Source organism: Halobacillus sp. ABH2_015 (genome assembly GCF_056158945.1).
In genome coordinates this window covers 1,134,642-1,153,135 of the sequence record NZ_JBSWUG010000002.1, presented here as the reverse complement: position 1 = coordinate 1,153,135, position 18,494 = coordinate 1,134,642, and the positions used below count along the sequence as shown (strand labels likewise).

At 47.5% G+C, this 18,494-nt stretch carries 22 protein-coding genes; 5 read left to right on the top strand and 17 right to left on the bottom strand.

Annotated features, from left to right (window positions below):
- Positions 1-18 precede the first annotated feature (18 nt).
- Positions 19-816: a helix-turn-helix domain-containing protein gene (locus ACXAD6_RS06045; protein WP_474968085.1), complete on the bottom strand. Its 798-nt coding sequence runs from the start codon at positions 814-816 to the stop codon at positions 19-21.
- A 101-nt stretch (positions 817-917) separates the two neighbouring features.
- On the bottom strand, positions 918-1,346 hold the full coding sequence (locus ACXAD6_RS06040; protein ID WP_474968084.1) for an Rrf2 family transcriptional regulator: 429 nt from the start codon (positions 1,344-1,346) through the stop codon (positions 918-920).
- 157 nt (positions 1,347-1,503) lie between these two features.
- Between ACXAD6_RS06040 and ACXAD6_RS06035 the strand changes: the two genes are divergently transcribed.
- Both ACXAD6_RS06035 and ACXAD6_RS06030 read left to right on the top strand, forming a co-directional pair.
- On the top strand, positions 1,504-2,460 hold the full coding sequence (locus ACXAD6_RS06035) for an alpha/beta hydrolase (protein WP_474968083.1): 957 nt from the start codon (positions 1,504-1,506) through the stop codon (positions 2,458-2,460).
- Between the two features lie 225 nt (positions 2,461-2,685).
- Positions 2,686-2,865, top strand: a complete 180-nt coding sequence (locus ACXAD6_RS06030) for a hypothetical protein (protein WP_474968082.1) — start codon at positions 2,686-2,688, stop codon at positions 2,863-2,865.
- 49 nt (positions 2,866-2,914) lie between these two features.
- On the opposite strand, the gene ACXAD6_RS06025 is transcribed toward ACXAD6_RS06030, so the two are convergent.
- Positions 2,915-3,262, bottom strand: coding sequence for a VOC family protein (locus ACXAD6_RS06025; protein ID WP_474968081.1), 348 nt, complete (start codon positions 3,260-3,262; stop codon positions 2,915-2,917).
- Positions 3,263-3,281: 19 nt separating this feature from the next.
- Complete coding sequence (locus tag ACXAD6_RS06020; protein ID WP_027953751.1) at positions 3,282-3,839, bottom strand: GNAT family N-acetyltransferase; 558 nt, start codon at positions 3,837-3,839, stop codon at positions 3,282-3,284.
- 272 nt (positions 3,840-4,111) lie between these two features.
- Between ACXAD6_RS06020 and ACXAD6_RS06015 the strand changes: the two genes are divergently transcribed.
- A complete protein-coding gene (locus ACXAD6_RS06015; protein WP_474968080.1) occupies positions 4,112-5,515 on the top strand; it encodes a cell wall-binding repeat-containing protein in 1,404 nt (467 codons plus the stop codon).
- A 239-nt stretch (positions 5,516-5,754) separates the two neighbouring features.
- Entirely contained in the window at positions 5,755-6,051 is a 297-nt protein-coding gene (locus ACXAD6_RS06010) for a hypothetical protein (RefSeq protein ID WP_027953750.1), read from the top strand.
- Between the two features lie 27 nt (positions 6,052-6,078).
- On the opposite strand, the gene ACXAD6_RS06005 is transcribed toward ACXAD6_RS06010, so the two are convergent.
- From ACXAD6_RS06005 to ACXAD6_RS05945, 13 genes are all read right to left on the bottom strand, one after another.
- A complete protein-coding gene (locus tag ACXAD6_RS06005) occupies positions 6,079-6,297 on the bottom strand; it encodes a cytochrome C oxidase subunit IV family protein (protein ID WP_474968079.1) in 219 nt (72 codons plus the stop codon).
- 25 nt (positions 6,298-6,322) lie between these two features.
- Complete coding sequence (gene qoxD, locus ACXAD6_RS06000) at positions 6,323-6,706, bottom strand: cytochrome aa3 quinol oxidase subunit IV (RefSeq protein WP_474968078.1); 384 nt, start codon at positions 6,704-6,706, stop codon at positions 6,323-6,325.
- Position 6,707: 1 nt separating this feature from the next.
- Positions 6,708-7,313 carry a cytochrome aa3 quinol oxidase subunit III gene (qoxC, locus tag ACXAD6_RS05995; RefSeq protein WP_474968077.1) on the bottom strand — a complete coding sequence of 202 codons (606 nt, stop codon included), beginning with the start codon at positions 7,311-7,313 and terminating at the stop codon, positions 6,708-6,710.
- A 1-nt stretch (position 7,314) separates the two neighbouring features.
- Positions 7,315-9,258 carry a cytochrome aa3 quinol oxidase subunit I gene (qoxB, locus tag ACXAD6_RS05990; RefSeq protein WP_474968076.1) on the bottom strand — a complete coding sequence of 648 codons (1,944 nt, stop codon included), beginning with the start codon at positions 9,256-9,258 and terminating at the stop codon, positions 7,315-7,317.
- 24 nt (positions 9,259-9,282) lie between these two features.
- A complete protein-coding gene (gene qoxA, locus ACXAD6_RS05985; protein ID WP_474968075.1) occupies positions 9,283-10,230 on the bottom strand; it encodes a cytochrome aa3 quinol oxidase subunit II in 948 nt (315 codons plus the stop codon).
- A gap of 572 nt (positions 10,231-10,802) precedes the next feature.
- Entirely contained in the window at positions 10,803-11,375 is a 573-nt protein-coding gene (locus ACXAD6_RS05980) for a hypothetical protein (protein WP_474968074.1), read from the bottom strand.
- 75 nt (positions 11,376-11,450) lie between these two features.
- Entirely contained in the window at positions 11,451-12,494 is a 1,044-nt protein-coding gene (locus ACXAD6_RS05975) for a zinc-binding dehydrogenase (protein WP_474968073.1), read from the bottom strand.
- 138 nt (positions 12,495-12,632) lie between these two features.
- Positions 12,633-13,634: an aldo/keto reductase gene (locus ACXAD6_RS05970; RefSeq protein WP_474968072.1), complete on the bottom strand. Its 1,002-nt coding sequence runs from the start codon at positions 13,632-13,634 to the stop codon at positions 12,633-12,635.
- Positions 13,635-13,877: 243 nt separating this feature from the next.
- Positions 13,878-14,066, bottom strand: coding sequence for a hypothetical protein (locus tag ACXAD6_RS05965; protein WP_474968071.1), 189 nt, complete (start codon positions 14,064-14,066; stop codon positions 13,878-13,880).
- 68 nt (positions 14,067-14,134) lie between these two features.
- Complete coding sequence (gene rraA, locus ACXAD6_RS05960; RefSeq protein ID WP_474968070.1) at positions 14,135-14,617, bottom strand: ribonuclease E activity regulator RraA; 483 nt, start codon at positions 14,615-14,617, stop codon at positions 14,135-14,137.
- A 318-nt stretch (positions 14,618-14,935) separates the two neighbouring features.
- Positions 14,936-16,042 carry an NADH:flavin oxidoreductase gene (locus tag ACXAD6_RS05955; protein WP_474968069.1) on the bottom strand — a complete coding sequence of 369 codons (1,107 nt, stop codon included), beginning with the start codon at positions 16,040-16,042 and terminating at the stop codon, positions 14,936-14,938.
- Positions 16,043-16,146: 104 nt separating this feature from the next.
- On the bottom strand, positions 16,147-16,548 hold the full coding sequence (locus ACXAD6_RS05950) for a hypothetical protein (RefSeq protein ID WP_474968068.1): 402 nt from the start codon (positions 16,546-16,548) through the stop codon (positions 16,147-16,149).
- Between the two features lie 74 nt (positions 16,549-16,622).
- Positions 16,623-17,390 carry a PAS domain S-box protein gene (locus tag ACXAD6_RS05945; RefSeq protein WP_474968067.1) on the bottom strand — a complete coding sequence of 256 codons (768 nt, stop codon included), beginning with the start codon at positions 17,388-17,390 and terminating at the stop codon, positions 16,623-16,625.
- Positions 17,391-17,606: 216 nt separating this feature from the next.
- Here ACXAD6_RS05945 and ACXAD6_RS05940 point away from each other — a divergent pair, with 216 nt between their 5' ends.
- Positions 17,607-18,449, top strand: a complete 843-nt coding sequence (locus ACXAD6_RS05940) for an aldo/keto reductase (RefSeq protein ID WP_474968066.1) — start codon at positions 17,607-17,609, stop codon at positions 18,447-18,449.
- Positions 18,450-18,494: the final 45 nt, after the last annotated feature.

Below are 18,494 nucleotides of genomic sequence, written 5' to 3'. Positions count from 1 at the left end.
CCTTCGACAAAAAACTTCTCAGCTATCCACCCAGTCATATCCCACCAATCTTTTCCTTGTTTCTTTCTTCACTGCTGCATGTAGTTGTTTGACGAGTCCTCCATAAAAATAAGGGAATAATCCTTTTTTCACCCATCCATGCTTCCAGGCGAAAACCGCCTGCTTAAATGTTAATACAACTTCTGATATGTAATCCATCACCTCGACCTCCAACCGGCGGCACGCACGTTCAACCGTACGCCAGGCTTTAAGAACATCAGCCGGAGATAGAAAAGGGCGCGCGGCTTCAATAAATGGAATGGCAATGAACGATGGCAGATGGGAATGATCGAGGGGGTCAACCTTACTAAAAGAAGCTTTTCTCAGGTTCGTCTCTGTTTCCTGAAGGGTTTTGGAGGGATGGGACTTAGAGCCGCTTGACTCAGTAGAGGGTAGAGGGGTGTCACGAAGGGGATCATCAGGGGTGTCATCGGAAGGTAAAAAAACATCCGGCTGTGGAAGAAATACGATCAAATTCACTCCCTGCCGGCCGTTCGGCTTCTTTGTTTTCACTCTCTCTATCAGGCCTTCTTTTTCGAGAGTACGGAGAGCGCGGACGACCGTGCTTTCACTACAGGAGACGGCCGAAACGATGGTCGACCGTTTCGGGAAAGCGACGCCTGGAAATTTGACAGCGTGCCGCCATACATAGCGGAGGACTTCCATCGTTCCTTCCGATAAAAAGGCTTTACGCTGGTATAAGTAACTCCGTACATGCCGGTCGAGCTCCTGCTTTGTCTGGAAACGCTGCTGTTCCTTTATGTTCATCCCAATCATTTGTTCCGCCTCCCAAAAAATCCGGTATACACGATAATCGAAACCAGGATGGGAGTTGGTGTCTATCTTTTTGAAATTTCCACAAAAAAATGGAGAAAACCTTAAGATTTCCTCCGTCCATCTTTCTGATCGAGAAGGTGCTGGATCGTAAACTGTTCCAACTCTTCCTGAAAGCGTGCTTCTGCATGACTGATCATCTGAGCAATGAAATACTCGACGCCTGTCGACGGCACGGTGTAAAACGGTGTGATCCGGGTATCTCCCAGCGCTTGATAGACTTCCTTCACTGTAATTTCACCGGGAGACTTGGCCATTTGATAACCTCCATATCTTCCACCCTGTGCTGTTACATAACCTGCATGGGTCAGCTTCGATAAAATCTTCCTTACGAATGTGGGATCCTCCCCCATCTTTTCTGCCATGTGATGGCTTTTCAACATCGTATCAGAGGAAGCCAGCAGTACGAGCGTCCTCAAAGCCACATGGAACCATTTCGGTCCTAAATCGCCGGATTGAATCATCAACTGCATAAGATCCTCTCCCCCTTATTATTTTCTGAAAATTCTATTGACTATTATAGCATAATAGGCTTATGATTTAATTGTGCAACAATCATCACAATTAAAGTCTTAGGGTTGTGTGTTTCTTTTTGTTTATTTGAAAACGATTACAAAAAGGAGTGTTTCTATGAAAAATCGTGTAGATCCATCGCTTCTTCCCGGCTTGGACACGTTCCAGGATATTGATCTCAAACCTGAATTCCTGCCGTCCATCCGGGAAGGATTTGACCAGATGTATTCCCCTCTTCCTCCGGATGATTCACTGTCCATTCACGACGAAATCATTGCAGGTCCGGACAACCATTCCCTTAAACTCAGAATCTACCAGCCGGCTGAACGGGACGAGAAACTCCCTGCCCTTTTATGGATACACGGGGGTGGATATGTGCTTGGTACTGTGGAGAGCAGCGATCCGCTCTGTGCTGAGTTTGTTAAAGAGGCCGGCTGCGTCGTCGTATCTGTTGATTACCGCCTCGCTCCGGAGCATCCGTATCCGGCCCCCATCGAAGACTGCTACAGCGCACTGAAATGGATGGCCGGCCATGTAGAGGCCTTGAATATTGACGGTGACCGGATTGGTGTGGCAGGAGCAAGTGCCGGTGGAGGGCTGACCGCTGCCTTAACTCTGCTCGCAAGAGACCGCGGCTATCCATCCGTCCATTTTCAAATGCCTCTTTATCCGATGATTGATGACAGGAACAATACCCCATCTGCAAAGGAAATCAAGGAAGGCATGATATGGAACCAAACAACGAATGAAGCTGGATGGCAGATGTACCTTGGACCCCTGCATGGGACAGACAACGTTCCCTCTTACGCCGCCCCTGCAAGAGAAACGGATTACAGCCGCCTGCCTTACACGTATACCTGCGTCGGTCAGCTCGATCCATTCCGAAGTGAGACGATCGCCTATGTGACAAAGCTCGCCGAAGCTGGTGTAGATGTAGAATTCCACCTGTTCCCAGGAGCCTATCACGGTTTTGAAGGAGTTAACCCGGATGCAGATCTGGCCGTCCGGGCGAAAGATGAATATATCCAAGCCTTGAAAAAAGGGTTAAACGCACAGACCCGAGTCCAAACGTAAAAGACCGCCCCTGTACCGGGGCGGTCTTTTTATGGTTTAAAAAATGCGAGACAGCCTCCACAGCTGACCATGGATCGTGTAGTACAAACCAGTGAACATAAGAAGGTCAACGGAAATAGACAGCATAAGCCGAACTTTCTTTGACGCTGCTCCTTCTGATACGTTATACTGGAAAAACTCTTGAAGCTTCGGTACTAATCTTTAAGAGTTCAGGAGTGAATACACATGATGAAAACGAAAGTCGGACAGTTGGTTAAAGATCGCTGCACAAGCTGCTTCCATCACCAGCTGAAAGTTATTAAAGTCGTACAGAAAAACTTTGACGAAAAAGTAACCTACGTCGTCTGGACACAATGTCCGGAATGCGGAAACAACGACCATTCCCTAATGCCTGCAGAAAGCTGAGGATAAGGAATAACAATAAACCGGGACTGTCCTCAGTCCCGGTTCTTTTTTATTCGACCGAACAGGTTAAAAGCTGATTCCCTTCCGGATCGTAAAAGTGACAGCCATAGATGGAACCTCCGAAGGACTCCACTTCATCGACTTTGACTCCTTTTGCTTTTAACTCCCGGTACGTCTCTTCAATATTTTCCGTTTCCAGAAAAAAAGGAGCATAAGGCAGCGGCCGTATTGCGTCTGTCTGTGCCTGGAGCAGGACAAGGCCGGTTCCTTCCAAATCAAACGTCAAGTACCCATCTCCTTCTTCCTGAATGTCAAAAGGCAGCACACGTTTATACCATTCCTTCGTCCGATCAAAATATACCAGATGAATAAAGCATGTATGGATACGATGTTTCATTGGTCTCCCCCTTTATTATTTACGGCTTACGGCGGAAGGCTTCCCATTCCGAGCGGAGCATCCCCATTTTCACTGCATCGTAATATTCTCCATCAACGAGACGGGCCTGTCTCACTCTGGCTTCCTCAATCATCCCGGTTTTCTCAGCCACCCGGATCATCCGTGTGTTCCCCGACCATGTCGACATGCCGAGGCGGTGGATGGATGTATTTTCAAAGATGTATTCGATCCACTTCTCATAGGCGAAGGAACCGTACCCTCCGTTCCAATACCGCGAGTCAAAGATAACGATACCTGTCTCCAGCCAGCCGGACTGGCGGTCCAGCCAGTAGGACCCCACATAGCCGATGACGTGGTCGTCCATTCTTAGAACGAGGCCGTCCGGTATTCCTGGAGCAAGCTCTTTCTGCCAGAGCACTTCATATTCATCCAGGTTCATTTTCTTCTCCTCTATATAGGGAGCATTCCATTCCTTCGCTTCCTGCCGCTCCTCAATGAATGACCAGTAGTATAAGTCAGCTATATCTTGTTTCGTTGCTTTAGCGAGATACAGGGTTTCTTCGTTTGTCTGTGTCAAAAAATTACGCTTCCTTTCCATGTCCGTACCAGTGTTTTACTTAGGATTGTCTTCTTCCTTATTATTTCAAACTAAACCGTATTGTTCAATAAAAGATCTGTCAAGTTCATGTCCTTGTCGAATTCTGGCGGATAAAATAGATACCCTTTTCTTATCTATTCCTATATAATCCTCTTAGTGTTAAGAAATGGAAGGTGAAGCCTGGAACGATGGACCTTGAGTGACCTGTACAAAAAGCACGAATAAAATGGGGCAGAGGAGAAACGAACGAATTGAAAAAAACATGGGGATTGACAGCAGCACTATTACTTGCAGCCACACTATTCGCACCTTCCGCAGAGGCAGCGGTGGATACATCGAAAAAGGGGACGGAGGTTGAAAAACCGAACCTTAATGAAATCCGGCTTCTGGGTACAAATGATGAGGATTGGGGTTTTATCGAAGAAAAGGAACCCAATAATACCTTTACCCAGGCCAATAAGATCTCCATAGATGATCTTGTCACCGGGACATTCACAAACAAAGACAAAGACCTTTATAAGCTGACCATTGACGGCGATGAAGAAGTAAACATCGGCCTTTCTATTCATACAGAGGAAGAAACAAAGATGGACTTGAACATCACTGTTTACGATGAAAAACAAAAGAAAATGGACGCTTTCGATGAATGGACGGATGAATTCGGATACTTCGGAGATTATTACCTGCAGCCAGGCACCTATTATCTGGAGGCTTCCGACCTGAAAAATGTGAACAGCGGGGACATGTATTACCTTTACTCTTACGTGTATGAAGAAGAGCCTTACATCGAGCGCATTGCCGGAAAGGATCGATATGAAACCTCTGCGTTCATCGCAGCCCGAAGCAGCGGCGGCTACCCGGTCGAACACGTTATCCTTGCGACTGGACAGGATTTCCCGGACGCTTTGGCCGGATCGCCTCTGGCTTCTATGTATGCGGCTCCGATTCTGTTAACAAAGCAGAACAGCCTTCCTGACATTACGAAATCCACGCTCCAATTACTGAATACGAAATCTGTGACCATTCTTGGAGGAACGGGAGCGGTTTCTAAACAAGTAGAAAAATCCTTGAAGCAGCTTGGTATGGACGTCGACCGTATCGCGGGCAAAGACCGGTATGCGACAGCGGCGGCTATCGCTGATGAACTTCCTCCAACAGATGAAGTCATTGTTGCCTATGGACGCAACTTCCCGGATGCTTTAGCTATGGGGCCTGTCGCTTCCATGTACATGATGCCGATTCTATTAACGGAAAAAGACCGTCTTCCGAAGGCGACGGCTGAGGCGCTGAAGTCTTATGACACTTCTTTTGTCGTCGGTGGCACAGGTGCAGTCGGTTCAAACGTGTTCAAGCAGCTTCCTGATCCAGATCGTATATCCGGTAAAAACCGCTACGATACTTCCGTCGCCATTGCTGACTATTTTGACCTTGATCCGTTCCAAGTGACGATCGCTACAGGGGACCACTTCGCTGATGCGTTATCGGGCTCTGTCCTTTCTTATGGCACCCCTCTTCTGCTTACTCCAAAAACGAAGCTGGATCCCACCGTCAAAGCTTATGTGAAGCAGAATGATACATTGATGTTCACCATTCTCGGTGGTACAGGTGCTGTCAGTGAACATGTGGAAGACGATATTTGGGATCTGTTTGACTAAAATCTTTTCGGTGAATGCCACCGGATAACAAGGCTGCCGTGGATATTCCCGGCGGCTTTTCTGCTTTTTGTCACGGATTCTCCATGTATAAATCCTCCCCAACCGCCGTATAATAAGGGCGCAAGCCTTTTTTTGAAATAAATTCGAACATTTTGTGTCCAAAATGAGAACTTTCTGTTACAATATAAATATAAAGAAAACGTTTTCAACATCTACAGAATGAAAAGGAGATGAATATCGTGGGTGTATTAGTCATGTTCCTTCTATTGTCTACCGTTACGCCATTTTTATTCTTACAGTTGAAAAAGCCGGCTCTTGCAGTTGCCCAATCCGTCCTGCTCGTCGGGATGTGGGTGTACTACTTCCAAATCATCCTATACACGGCTCCCGCAGCCTTTTCCGTTACGTGGTCCATGTTTTACGCGGGTCTGATCGGATCACAAATCGCCTGGATCCTGTTCATCATTGCTACGGTTGAACAAAGCCCCGGATATCAGGCAAATCTCGCCAAAGAAAAAGACACGCTCCCTTCCTGATACGTCAGGAAGAGGCGTGTCTTTTTTTTAATGCCCGGGCTGGAGTTTCACAAGCTGAATCATCGCCTGTGTAAACGCCAGTCCGGTCAGAATCATAAATACATACGTGGGCTGGTAAGAGGAATACAAGACCGCTGTCAGCGAAAATGCTGTTAGTGCAATACATAGGATAAACCCAACCAGGTCCTTCCAGGGCCAATGGCTGACCCTGGCTTCTTCCTGATTGATCTCATCTCTCTTTTCCATTCCTTCTCACCCCCGTATGTGTATTTTAGTGACCGCTGTGGTCTCCTTCACTATCATCCATCTCCATGTGTTCTTCGTGCTCTCCCCCGTGATCGCCATGATCGCCGTGGTCAAACCCGAATGACATCGTAAAGAGGGAGCCGGCTACAAGGATAGCCGCAAGAGCGAATCCGTGGAACATCATGTTCCATGGAACCGCCCCACCGCCGCTTTCCTTTTCAGTCATGTGCATGAACATGAACAACTGGACGCCCGCCTGTAGTAACGCGAGAACCATGATGAACACGATCACCCAAGTGACAGGCAGGTCGGATTGAATGACCGCCCAGGCAGCAAGCAGTGTCATAATGAGGGACAATGCAAAACCGATCACGTGATTCATAGGTACTTTCTTATCTGTTTTTGCCATCTTAGATCACCATCCCTATGAGGTATACGCATGTGAAAATGAAGATCCAGATAACATCAAGGAAGTGCCAGTAAAGACTGATGATAAAGAATTTGCGGCTCGTTACATTCGTCAGACCGCGTCTTGCAATCTGTATAAGCAGCAGGATGGCCCAGCCGGTACCAAGCGTTACGTGAAGCCCGTGTGTTCCGGCAAGGACGAAGAATCCAGACCAGTAAGCACTGGACGTTAAGCTGGCTCCTTCATGCACATAGTGTACAAACTCGTATATTTCAAAGCCGAGGAATCCAAAGCCAAGTGCGAGTGTGACGATCATCCACGTCATCAGGCCTTTGACATTCCCTCTGCGCATCTGGTGAATGGCCAGACCGCAGGTAAAACTACTCGTTAGAAGCAGGAAGGTCATGACAAGGACAATGCCCGGCTCAAATAGTTCCATGGGTGTCGGCGCATCACCTGTACGGCCGAACAACACGGCATACGTCGCAAAAAGTGTCGCAAACAGGACAACTTCTGCGGCAAGGAATATCCAGAAGCCAAGAATGGTCATGCGTCCTTCCTGAGTCCGGTATTCCAATGGTCCGGTTTTCAGTTCTTCAGCAGCCATATCATAACCCCCTTGCTTTTCGCTCAATGCGTTTGATTTCTTCTACAGATACGTAATAGCCGTCATCATAGTCGAAGGAGCGGAGAATCATAACAGCGACTCCACCGATCAGACCAAAGATGGCTACCGGCATCCATTCGAATACAAGACCAAAGCTTGCAAGTCCGAGGAACGCCATCATAATGATCGGCGTTGCTTTGTAGCTCGGCATGTGAATCGGCTTCAGCTGTGATTCGTCAAATGTTGTCTTACCTTCTTCTTTCATGCGTACGTAAGGATCGATTTCATCCACGTAAGGCAAGGTAGCGAAGTTGTAGAATGGTACCGGCGTCGTTGTCGCCCATTCGAGCGTACGGCCGTTCCCGTTCCAGGAATCTCCTGTTTTTTCGCGTTCCGCATGACGGAAGCTGTAGTAAACGTTGTAGACAAAGACGATGAACCCAAGTCCCATTCCGAATGCTCCGACGGTGGAAATGACGTTCAATGGCAGCCACTCGACGACGTTCGTAATGAACAGGCGGCGCGGCATTCCGTCAAGACCAAGGAAGTACTGCGGGAAGAAGCAGACGTGGAACCCGAAGAAGAAGATCCAGAATGCCCATTTTCCAAGTCGTTCGTTCATCTTGTGACCGAACATCTTCGGATACCAGAATACAAGACCCGCGAAGCAGGCAAAGACTGTACCCGCGATCAGTACATAGTGGAAGTGAGCAACAAGGAAGTACGAGTTATGGAACTGATAGTCCGCTGCGGCCATTCCGAGCATAACCCCTGTAACCCCGCCGAGAATGAAACTCGGAATAAAGGCCAGAGACCAAAGCATCGGAACCGTAAACTCGATTTTCGATTTATACAGCGTCGCAAGCCAGTTAAAGATTTTAACCCCTGTCGGCACTGCGATCAGCATCGTAGATACAGAGAATACAGAGTTAACAAAGGCTCCGGCTCCCATTGTAAAGAAGTGGTGCACCCATACAAGGAAACTTAACAGAGCAATGATGATCATCGACCAGACCATCGCGTGATAACCGAACAAACGCTTCTTCGCGAATGTGGCAATGATTTCTGAGAAGATACCGAAAGCCGGAAGGATAACGATATAAACCTCAGGGTGGCCCCACATCCAGAACAAGTTGGCCCACATCATCGGAAGTCCTTCCGCTGTCAGCGTGAAGAAGTGAGCTCCGAAGATACGATCGATCGTAAGAAGTGCAAGCGCAACGGTCAGGATCGGAAACGCAAATACGATAATGAAACATGTGACAAGAGTGGACCATGTAAAGATCGGCATATGGAACAGCTTCATTCCAGGAGCACGCATCTTAAGGATGGTTACCATCAAGTTAATTCCCGTTGCCAGTGTACCAATACCGGATAGCTGTAGTCCCATCAGGTAGAAGTTCTGACCCGGTCCCGGGCTTAATGCCGCACCGGAAAGTGGTGTGTAGCTTGTCCAACCGGCATCTGGTGATCCACCGATGACGAAGGAAATGTTAAAGAGCATCGCTCCAATGAAGAAGGACCAGAAACTCATGGCGTTCAACCAAGGAAACGCGAAGTCACGGGCTCCGATCTGCAATGGAACAACAATGTTCATCAAACCGATCAGGAACGGCATCGCCATGAAAATGATCATGACCGTTCCGTGCGTTGTGAAAATTTCGTTATAGTGCTGGGAATCGAGGAATCCCAAGTCTGGAAAAGCGAGCTGGACACGCATCATCAGGGCGTCCATACCGCCGCGGAATAACATCAGCAATGCACTGAGAATGTACATGACACCGATTTTTTTGTGGTCAACGGTCGTCAGCCATTCACGCCAGAGCCAGCCCCACTTCTTAAAGTAAGTTAATAGGACAGGAATGGCGATGGATACAAGCGCTATGGAGACCATGGCGGCATATATAATCGGCTCACCGGTGACTAATATATCTGTAATGCCCATGTTTTCACCTGCTTTCTTAACGTTCTATTGAAATTCTTCCTGTTTTTCAATTTCATCCAGGTGCAGTTTCTCTTTAAAGAGTTCTGCATAGTTTTCGGCTACAAAGCCCATTCCCTCATGAGTACCATGATCATAGTACTCCAGGTGAGTGGATGAATAAGCATCTTTTTCCGTCAAGCCCGGCTTCAGAAGCTCCTCATACTGTTCTTTGGACAGCTCAGGGGCTTCATTCTGGATGCCACTGACCCAGGTATTAAAGTCTTCTTCAGGTTCTGCGTGGACTTTGAACGTCTGAGCAGCGAACCCTTCGCCGTTGAAGTTGGAGTTACGTCCGTCATAGACGCCTTCTTCGTCAGCTTCCAGATAAAGAATGTTCATCATGCCCGCCATGTTGTATTTCTGCCCGCCTAGAGCAGGAATCCACAAGGCTGTCATGGAATCCGCGGATGTCAAATGGAATTCGATCGGACGATCCACTGGAATGTGCAGATAGTTGACTGTCTCAATGTCTTCTTCAGGGTAGCTGAAGAACCATTTCCAGTCGGCTGTGGTTGCATGAATGACAAGCGGCTCTTTAGCCTCTTCCCCTTCTGCAGGCTCTGCAGGTTTCTCCAGGTCAAACAATGTTGTCACTGTCGGAATCGACAGTAGAATAACGATGATTAACGGAATGACAGTCCAGATAATCTCAATCGTGGTATTGCCGTGCAGATTCGGAGCATAATCGCTTTCTTTACGTCCGGGACGATTCTCACGATATTTAATGACCATGAACGCAAAAAGAGCGAATACGACAACGATGATGCCTAACATAAACCAAAGAGAATATTTAATCAGTTCATATTGACTTTCTGCTGCAGGCCCCTTGGGATCGAGCACTGTCATCTCAAGCTGCCCACACCCACTAAGGAACAAAATCAATCCAAGTGGAAGCAGCCCTAACCATCTTTTGCGAAGATGCTTAGCTTTCATTAGTTTTCACCCTCCTATCAACCAACCTATATAAGTATGAAACTAAGAATCTATATTGTTCTTATAGATCATAACGCTTGATAAATTATATCAGAAATTACAAAAATGCAAACAACCGTTCACGATTTTGTCAAAGAAGAGTCAAGACATTGTTAATAAATCGACACAAGTTATACGCTTTCAAGGAAATAAAAGGAATTACTAGTCATATTTACATACAAAAAACCTGCATCCCCCTTGAAGAGAAGCAGATTTTGTAAACTGCTGTTAAAGATGTGCCGACTCACTTGGACAGGGGTCCGTCATGATGTATAGAGTAATCAGCAGAAACCGTTCATGATGCCTCCTTTCCTCTAAGTGCTGAACTTGCCCATTAACGGTCTGGGAATCTATTGCCTTTCTGTCTGCTTCTCAAACTCCTGAACATGTCCTTAAAGCAACTTTGCATCCTTCTACCTATCATCTAATCACATCTTTCGACAATTCTCTACTATTTATCGGCAGCCCACGTATCTGAATCGGTTTTAGGAGTCATAAAAAAAAGCCTCCTCACCGGAAGCCGTTTCCCTCACTCATTTTGCAGATTCCTTCATTTGTATGGCCACAGACGACTGCACCGCACTCTCTCCTCTATGAGGATCCTGCGTATCCAGAACGTGTCCCTCATGTACAGCGGCCTCTGCCCCGCCATTAAAGATGGTAAAATATGAAGCTGTCACCGCTCCTGCGAGTTCATCCCTTTTTCCTTTTTTCACGAACGACACCGTATAATCTGTTCCTTGAGGAGACGTGACTTCCGCTTTTCCACCGATTGTATTATGAAGGGATAATTGGGCGGAAATCCGTACGACTGCATAGTTTCCCCTTTCTTCTTTCATACCGAAGATGCTGTACGCGTGATTAGCTGAACGTGTGACCCACAATTTTTCACCGACCGTCGTCACAATGGATTCCACATCACTTCCAGGGTGTTCATCAAGAAAATGTTCAACCGCTTCTTTCTCAGACGAAAAAGACTTTTCTTTCCCCTCCTGGACGTGCTCCCCTTTGCTGCATCCTGCTGAAATACTGAAGAGCAGAACGAGGAGCATGATCGTAGACACCTGTTTCAATCCGCTCTCCTCCTTGCCATGTTTATGACTCATTTTATCAAATATGGGTGAAATTCCCTGTATAACAAAAGAAAAAGCCGGACCACTTAAGGTTCCGGCTTTCTACGCTTATTTATCTTCCGGCAGCAGGACGATTTTTCCGAGCTTTCCAGCTTCCTTAAAGAATTGCTGGGCTTCCTTCGCCTCTGTAAGCGGGAAGGTGCGCTCGATCACGGGTTTTAATTTACCTTCCGATATCGCTTTCAGCATCTTCTTGAATTCCTCTCTTGTTCCGAGCACAGAGCCATACATTGTAATGTGTTTCAAATAAAGCGTACGGAAATCGAGCTCTGTCTTTTGACCGCCTGCAGAACCGGATGTGCAGAAGCGTCCGCCTTTTTTCAACACTTGGAGCGAAGTCGAGAATAAGGCATCTCCGACCACATCAAGCACAGCATCGATCGGACCGCCGGCGGCTTCAAGGATATCCTCATCAAGGTTAGCAGATTTATAGGAAACGACATGAGAAGCACCCAGTTCTTTCAATTGGTCTGCTTTATCAAGGTTTCCCACAACAGCGATCACCTCTGCTCCAAATACCTGGGAAGCAATCTGGACATTCAAAGATCCAACGCCGCCATTGGCTCCCGTCACCATCACTTTTTCACCGGGCTTGATTTGAATCTGTTCAACCATATGCCAAGCCGTTAATCCACTGACGGAGAAGACCGCACTCTCCGTGAAATCCTCCAACGGCATCGGCATACAAAGTTCAGCCGGCCAGGCGACATACTCCGCATATCCCCCGTCATATTCAGAGCCGATAAAGGACATATCCTCTGAGATGTGCTCCAGTCCTTCTTTTCCGCTCGATGTGAACGGGAATAATACGACATTCTCTCCTTCAAGGGAAGCTTCCACCCCATCTCCCGTTTTTACGACCGTACCCGTAATGTCCGATCCTGGAGTCCTCGGGAACTGAACACCTTCCGGGCGCCAGCCGGATTGGCTGCCCTGTCCGTATGCCCCTTCCCTCATCCAGATTTCCGTATTGTTAATGGCACACGCTTTCACCTTTATAAGAACTTCACCAGATTTCGGTTCTGGAACAGGCACCTCTTTTTCTTCAAGCATTTCGATACCACCATAACCTGTGACCTGCATGGCTTTCATCTATGAATGACCTCCTTCAACTTTTTGTTCTCTATGTACAGGATAAGCAATCTGAAAAAAATTATCCAGTTAAACCGTTCGGTATACACGAATAAGAGCAGGAAGAACTATAAAATTCCCTGCTCTATCCATGGCCACTTATATTTCAGACCGTACAGGCGGACCATACTCTTTCAGTGATCCATTTCGCAGATCATTCGTATAGCTGGACAACATTTCGTCTATCATCAACAATTCCTCCCGGGAAAGCTGGAAGTCATCCACCTCTTCTACTCTTTCCAGCTGGGACGGTTTCCGCGCTCCCCACAAGACTACATCGGCACCAGGCTTATGATCCAGCAGCCAGCGGACCGCTAATGCAATGAGGCTGTGCCCGCGTTTAGATGCAAATGCCCCTAAGGACTCTACAGCTTCAATCAGCTGTGGAAAACGGTCCCCTTGAAAGAGCTCAATATGACTCCTTAGGTCACTTCGCGGAAAAGAAGCATTTTCGCCAAACTTTCCTGTCAACATTCCATGAGCAAGCGATCCCCAGGAAAGGGTGGCAATTTCATGATTGTGACTGTATTCGAACCAGTCGATAAGATAGCGCTGCAGCAGATTCAAATGCATCTGGGCGGTATGGATGGGAGCGTAATTCTGCCATTCTTCCATCTGCTCCGGACTGAAATTGCTCACACCAATCGCTCTGATCAAGCCGGATTCATAAAACGACCGCATCTTTTCCGCTGTTTCCTTGATAGGAAAATCCGGATCCGGCCAGTGGACCTGATAGATATCAAGATAATCCGTCTGCAGCCGCTTCATGCTGTTTTCAAGTTCCTGCTCCAGTTGATCCGGGCGGCTGTCCCGCCAGCTGCCTTCCCTCGTCCAATCCACCCCGCCTTTTGTAGCAAGGACCAGTTCATCTCTCGGAACGTGTGAACAGGCGATGGCTTTTCCTACAAGCTCTTCCGCCAACCCTTTCCCATAAGCCGGTGCCGTATCTATCGTCGTGATGCCCTTACTCAAAGCGGCCTGGATCGTCTGGATGGATTCGTCCTCGTTCGTACCGCCCCATCCGGTGCCGCCGATGGCCCATGTTCCAAGAGCGATGCGGGTAGCTTCCACTTCACTGCGGCCAAGCTTCACTTTTTTCATAAGTGAGCCCCCTTCCTTTTTATGGGAACCATTAACCCATCTCTCTCTTTTCCAAACATGGAAACTCTTAGAAAACAAAAAAACTTCTAACCCTGTCAGAAGTTTTTTCAAAAGTATCACTGTATTCATGGTCACATTCCGCTCATACGAGAATGTATGCTGCGGATACGGACTCAGACTACTTTTTCCAGGAATAACACGGAGTATCTCTCCAAATGGAAACTCTTCGTCTCATCAGCAGCTTTACGCGTTAATTTTTAAGTTTTCCAGTGTCAGAAAATAGTTGAGAACAAATTGACGGACTTCCCATTCAGGAATTGTATTTCTTCCGTCTGTAAATCCGTCTTCTTCGTAGGAAAAGTTTCCGAATGACAGGCGTTCTCCGGAAATCAGCTCGAGCATTACTTGATTCGTTTTCTCCATATACTGCATCACCATCACCCTTTCTACTAGAAGGTTAGACAGAATGATAGCTTTTTATACATGGACAACCCTATGAATCAATCATGGAGCTTTTCTTCTGCAAGAACGACTCCGTCTTCATCCACGTACGCATACTCCCCCGGATGCCAGACGACGTTCCCAAAAGTTAATGGAATATTCTCCTCTCCCTTGCCTTCCTTTTTGCTTTTCAACGGAAAAGTTCCGAGAGCAAGAACGCCGACATCTGTGTCTGCCACTTCGAGCGAATCCCTTATGTACCCGTGAATAATGATCCCCGCCAGGTTCCTCTTCTCAGCGATAGCGGCTAGATTCCCTCCCATAAGGGCGCAGTTCTGCGAGCCCATGCCGTCGACGACCAATACATTTCCTGAAGGGATGGTTTCAAGCGCCTTTCTCACGAGCACATTGTCATCCTTCACCTGAACTGTGGAAATTGGGCCATGAAAGCTTTTCTTCCTGCCAAAGCTTTTTAATCCGGGGGAGGCTATGCGAAGCTTGTCCGGATAGTCATCACATAAATCTGCTGTCTTCACATCCATTGATCTTCCTCCTTCAAAGGGAAAGTATAGAAAACGCCTATACAAACCATTCGCCTCTCCACCTCTATTATCCTTCTCTACCCAGGGGGGCAGGGAGGATAACAATGGATGTGCCTATAATTTTGCAAGAGAAAAATCAGGGCCTTATTTAATAAACAATCCTTTTTCTTAAACTCCTCATTGAATGAAGTCACGAGGGAGCATCCACCGATAAGCGGCACGTGATCACCCATCGGGGCCGTTCCACTGGATGATCATTCTTATTTAGACCATCAAAAAAAGCAGGCACGGAAATTCCATGCCTGCTTTTCTACGATATTAATAGAGTTTACCAAGGGCTTCTTTATCGAACGGCTTCAGTTCATCGGAACGACCTTCTTCCACCTTCTTCACCCATGCCGGGTCATGAAGCAGGGAACGGCCGATCGCTACAAGATCGAATTCATCGTTCTGCAGTTTCTCCATCAATCCATCAAGGCTTGAAGTCTCTGTGCTGGTGAAGGATGTGAACACACCATCAAGTCCGACAGAACCGACGGAAATAACCGGTTTGCCTGTGATTTTCTTCGTCCATCCAGCAAGGTTCAAATCAGAGCCTTTAAATTCCGGCTCCCAGAAACGGCGGGTGGAGCAGTGGAAAATATCCACGCCGGCTTCAACGAGCGGGTTCAGGAACTGCTCCAGCTCCTCCGGTGTTTCTACAAGTTTCGCTTGGAAATCATTCATCTTCCATTGGGAGAAGCGGAAAATGATCGGGAAATCCGGACCGACTTCACGTCGGCAGGCTTCTACGATTTCCACCGCGAACTGGGTGCGTCCCACAAGATCTCCACCGAAGCGGTCTGAACGCTTATTGGTCTGTTCCCAGAAAAACTGGTCAATCAAATAGCCGTGGGCGCCGTGGATTTCAATCGCATCAAAGCCGATACGTTTCGCATGGCCGGCAGCGGCCGCATAGGCTTCTACAAGATCTTCCACTTCTTCCGTTGTGAGGGGTTCGTTGATTTTCTCCCCATCCAGATTCAGACCGGACGGGCCGACAGCAGCGGCTTCCGGATTCGGAAGGTCGCCTTCATTACGGGTCATGCCCACATGCCAGAGCTGCGGTGCGATTTTACCGCCGGCTTCGTGCACTTCCTTCACGACATTTTCCCAGCCTTCCAGCGCTTCTTCGCCGTAGAAAAGAGGAATGTTTTCTCCGGATACAGAGGCCGGATGACCGATCCCTGTACCTTCTGTGACAATCAAACCGACATGGTTTTCCGCACGACGGCGGTAATAGGCGGCGACTTCCTCATTCGGTACACCACCCGGGGAAAACCCGCGTGTCATTGGCGCCATTACGGTCCGGTTTGCAAGTTCAAGCTGATCACTATTGAATTTTTCGAATAATGGTTGGACAGATGTTGGAACATTGTTTGTCATTATCTTTCCTCCTCCTTTTTCTCTGCTAGTTATTATTGCAGAGGAAAAGGACAAACAAAAGCGATACGTTTTGAGACCGGTAAACATGAGCCGATGGACTCACCTTATTCCTTCATAAACCAATGGGACGACCTCCGCTGAAACAACAGCACAAAGCCCCCAATGACGAGAAGCGTCTCCATAACGTACAGCCAGAAGAAGGAAGGAGCGGAATCGAACCACGTAACGGTCTCTCCCATGCTGCTGATTAGACTGAAGGTAAACAATCCGAGATGAGTGATTCTGGCCCATTCCCTCCCTTGGTAGATCTTCCAAAGCAGAAACAGGCTGAATGATAGAAACAGAAGGAATCCCCCGATCAGCAAAGGCATGTAACCCTCTCCAAGTCCAGCTGAATCCAGCCCTGTCACTCCACGAATTATGGATAATAGGAGAGCGGTGCCTAACAGAAGAACGCCACGCACAACTCCTTTAGGTGGTTGGTTCGTTCGTTTTCGGTTTTCCACTGTATGTCCTCCTTCCACATTACAATAAAAAAAGGACCCCGATGGTACCAAGGTCCTTCACTTTTCACCCACATTCATGATGACTGTGTGGAATGGATACCGAGATGGGAAAGGGCTCCTTTCACATCCGCCATGGCCGGAATTTCCGATAAATCCATGTGCATGCGAGCGGCTTCTATGGCCATTTCGGGACGCAGTCCTGTAACAATCGTTTTGACACCGAGAAGCGAAAGCACGCGGTTGATTTTAAACAATGAATCGATGACAACACGATCGAACGTATATATTCCGGAAAAATCAATGATTAAATGATTCAGTTTCTGCATCTGCACCTTCTCAGGAATGACAGCCAGAATCTGTCCGGCTTTTTCCTGATCGATTTTCCCTGTCAGGGGAAGCACAGCTGTCTCATTCATTATCGGTACGATGGTGGCGGATAATTCGTTAATTTCCTTCACGACTGCCTGATGCTTCTCCTCGATAGCCTTTCTTTCGGTAATATCACGGATATAGGATTGAATGGCTCTGCGCTCTCCCATTTTGACAGGGTGGCAGTATAATTCGACAGGTACAGGCGTTCCGTCCATCCGGTACACTGTCTCCTCAATCACATCGGCCGGTTTCTCATAAGCCGAAAGAATCCGGTTCTGGATGGCCCCTTTGGACGTTTCCTGGAAAATATCCAGCGGACTGCTCCCCGTCACCTCTTCTTTCGTTGTTTGAAACAGCTTTTCAGCTGCCTTGTTTATGTAGATAATCTTGTAATCTGTGTGAATGATCAATGGATCGAGCGAATACTCCATCACTTCTTTGTAATCCACGTCAACGATGCTTTCAATCATGTTTCGTCCTCCTTGCAGTCAGACAGGGTCCTGTCTGTCGATCCAACCAGATGAAAATGGGAGGTCTCTATGATGCTGCTTCTTCTTTTATTCTAACATGTCCTCAGACAAGCGTCTTTCAAACAGAATCTTTTATTTTCTGAAAAATTCAGTTTATTATAAAAAGGAAGTGGAAGATAGAGGAAGACCTATACTTTGATCAAGGAGTGACGATTTATGGAATCATCCATCCCGGAAATTGTATTGAATGACGGACTGCGCCTCCCTGTTATGGGATTCGGAACATCCGGATTGAAAGGAAATGAAGGGGCTGCAGCTGTCGAGAGTGCCATTCGGACAGGTTATCGTTTGATCGACAGTGCCTACAACTATGAAAATGAAGGAACCATCGGCGAAGCGGTCAAGCGCAGCGCTGTTTCCAGAGAAGAATTATTGATAACATCCAAGCTGCCCGGGCGCTACCACGAGTATGATAAAGCGGTGGCAGCCATTCAGGAATCCTTGTATAGAGGCGGTCTTGATTACTATGACCTATACTTAATCCACTGGCCGAATCCGGAAGAAGATCACTTTGTGGAAGCTTGGCAGGCTTTGATCGACGCGAAGAAATGGGGACTCATCCGCTCGATCGGTGTCTGTAACTTCCTTCCTGAACACTTGGAGCGTTTGAAAAATGAGACCGGCGTCCTGCCGAGCATCAACCAGATTGAACTTCATCCCTACTTTCATCAGGAAGAACAGCGACGCTTCCATGAAGAGCACAACATCGCAACGGAATCGTGGAGTCCTCTCGCCCGCGTACAGGATATTCTCAATAACGATGTGATCCAGAAAATCGCAGATGAACAGAATCGTACGGTTTCCCAGGTGATCCTACGCTGGCATTATCAAATCGGTGCGGTATCGATTCCAAAATCGGCCAATCCGGTGCGTCAGAAAGAGAACCTTTCCATTTTTGATTTTTCCCTGAGTGAAAATCAAATGAACGATATCGCCTCCCTCACCAAGGAAGATGGCCGGATCCAGAATCAGGATCCAGCCGTTTATCAGGAATTTTAATAGATTCACAGAACAAAGAAAAAGCTTAGAGGAAAACGTGCCGTT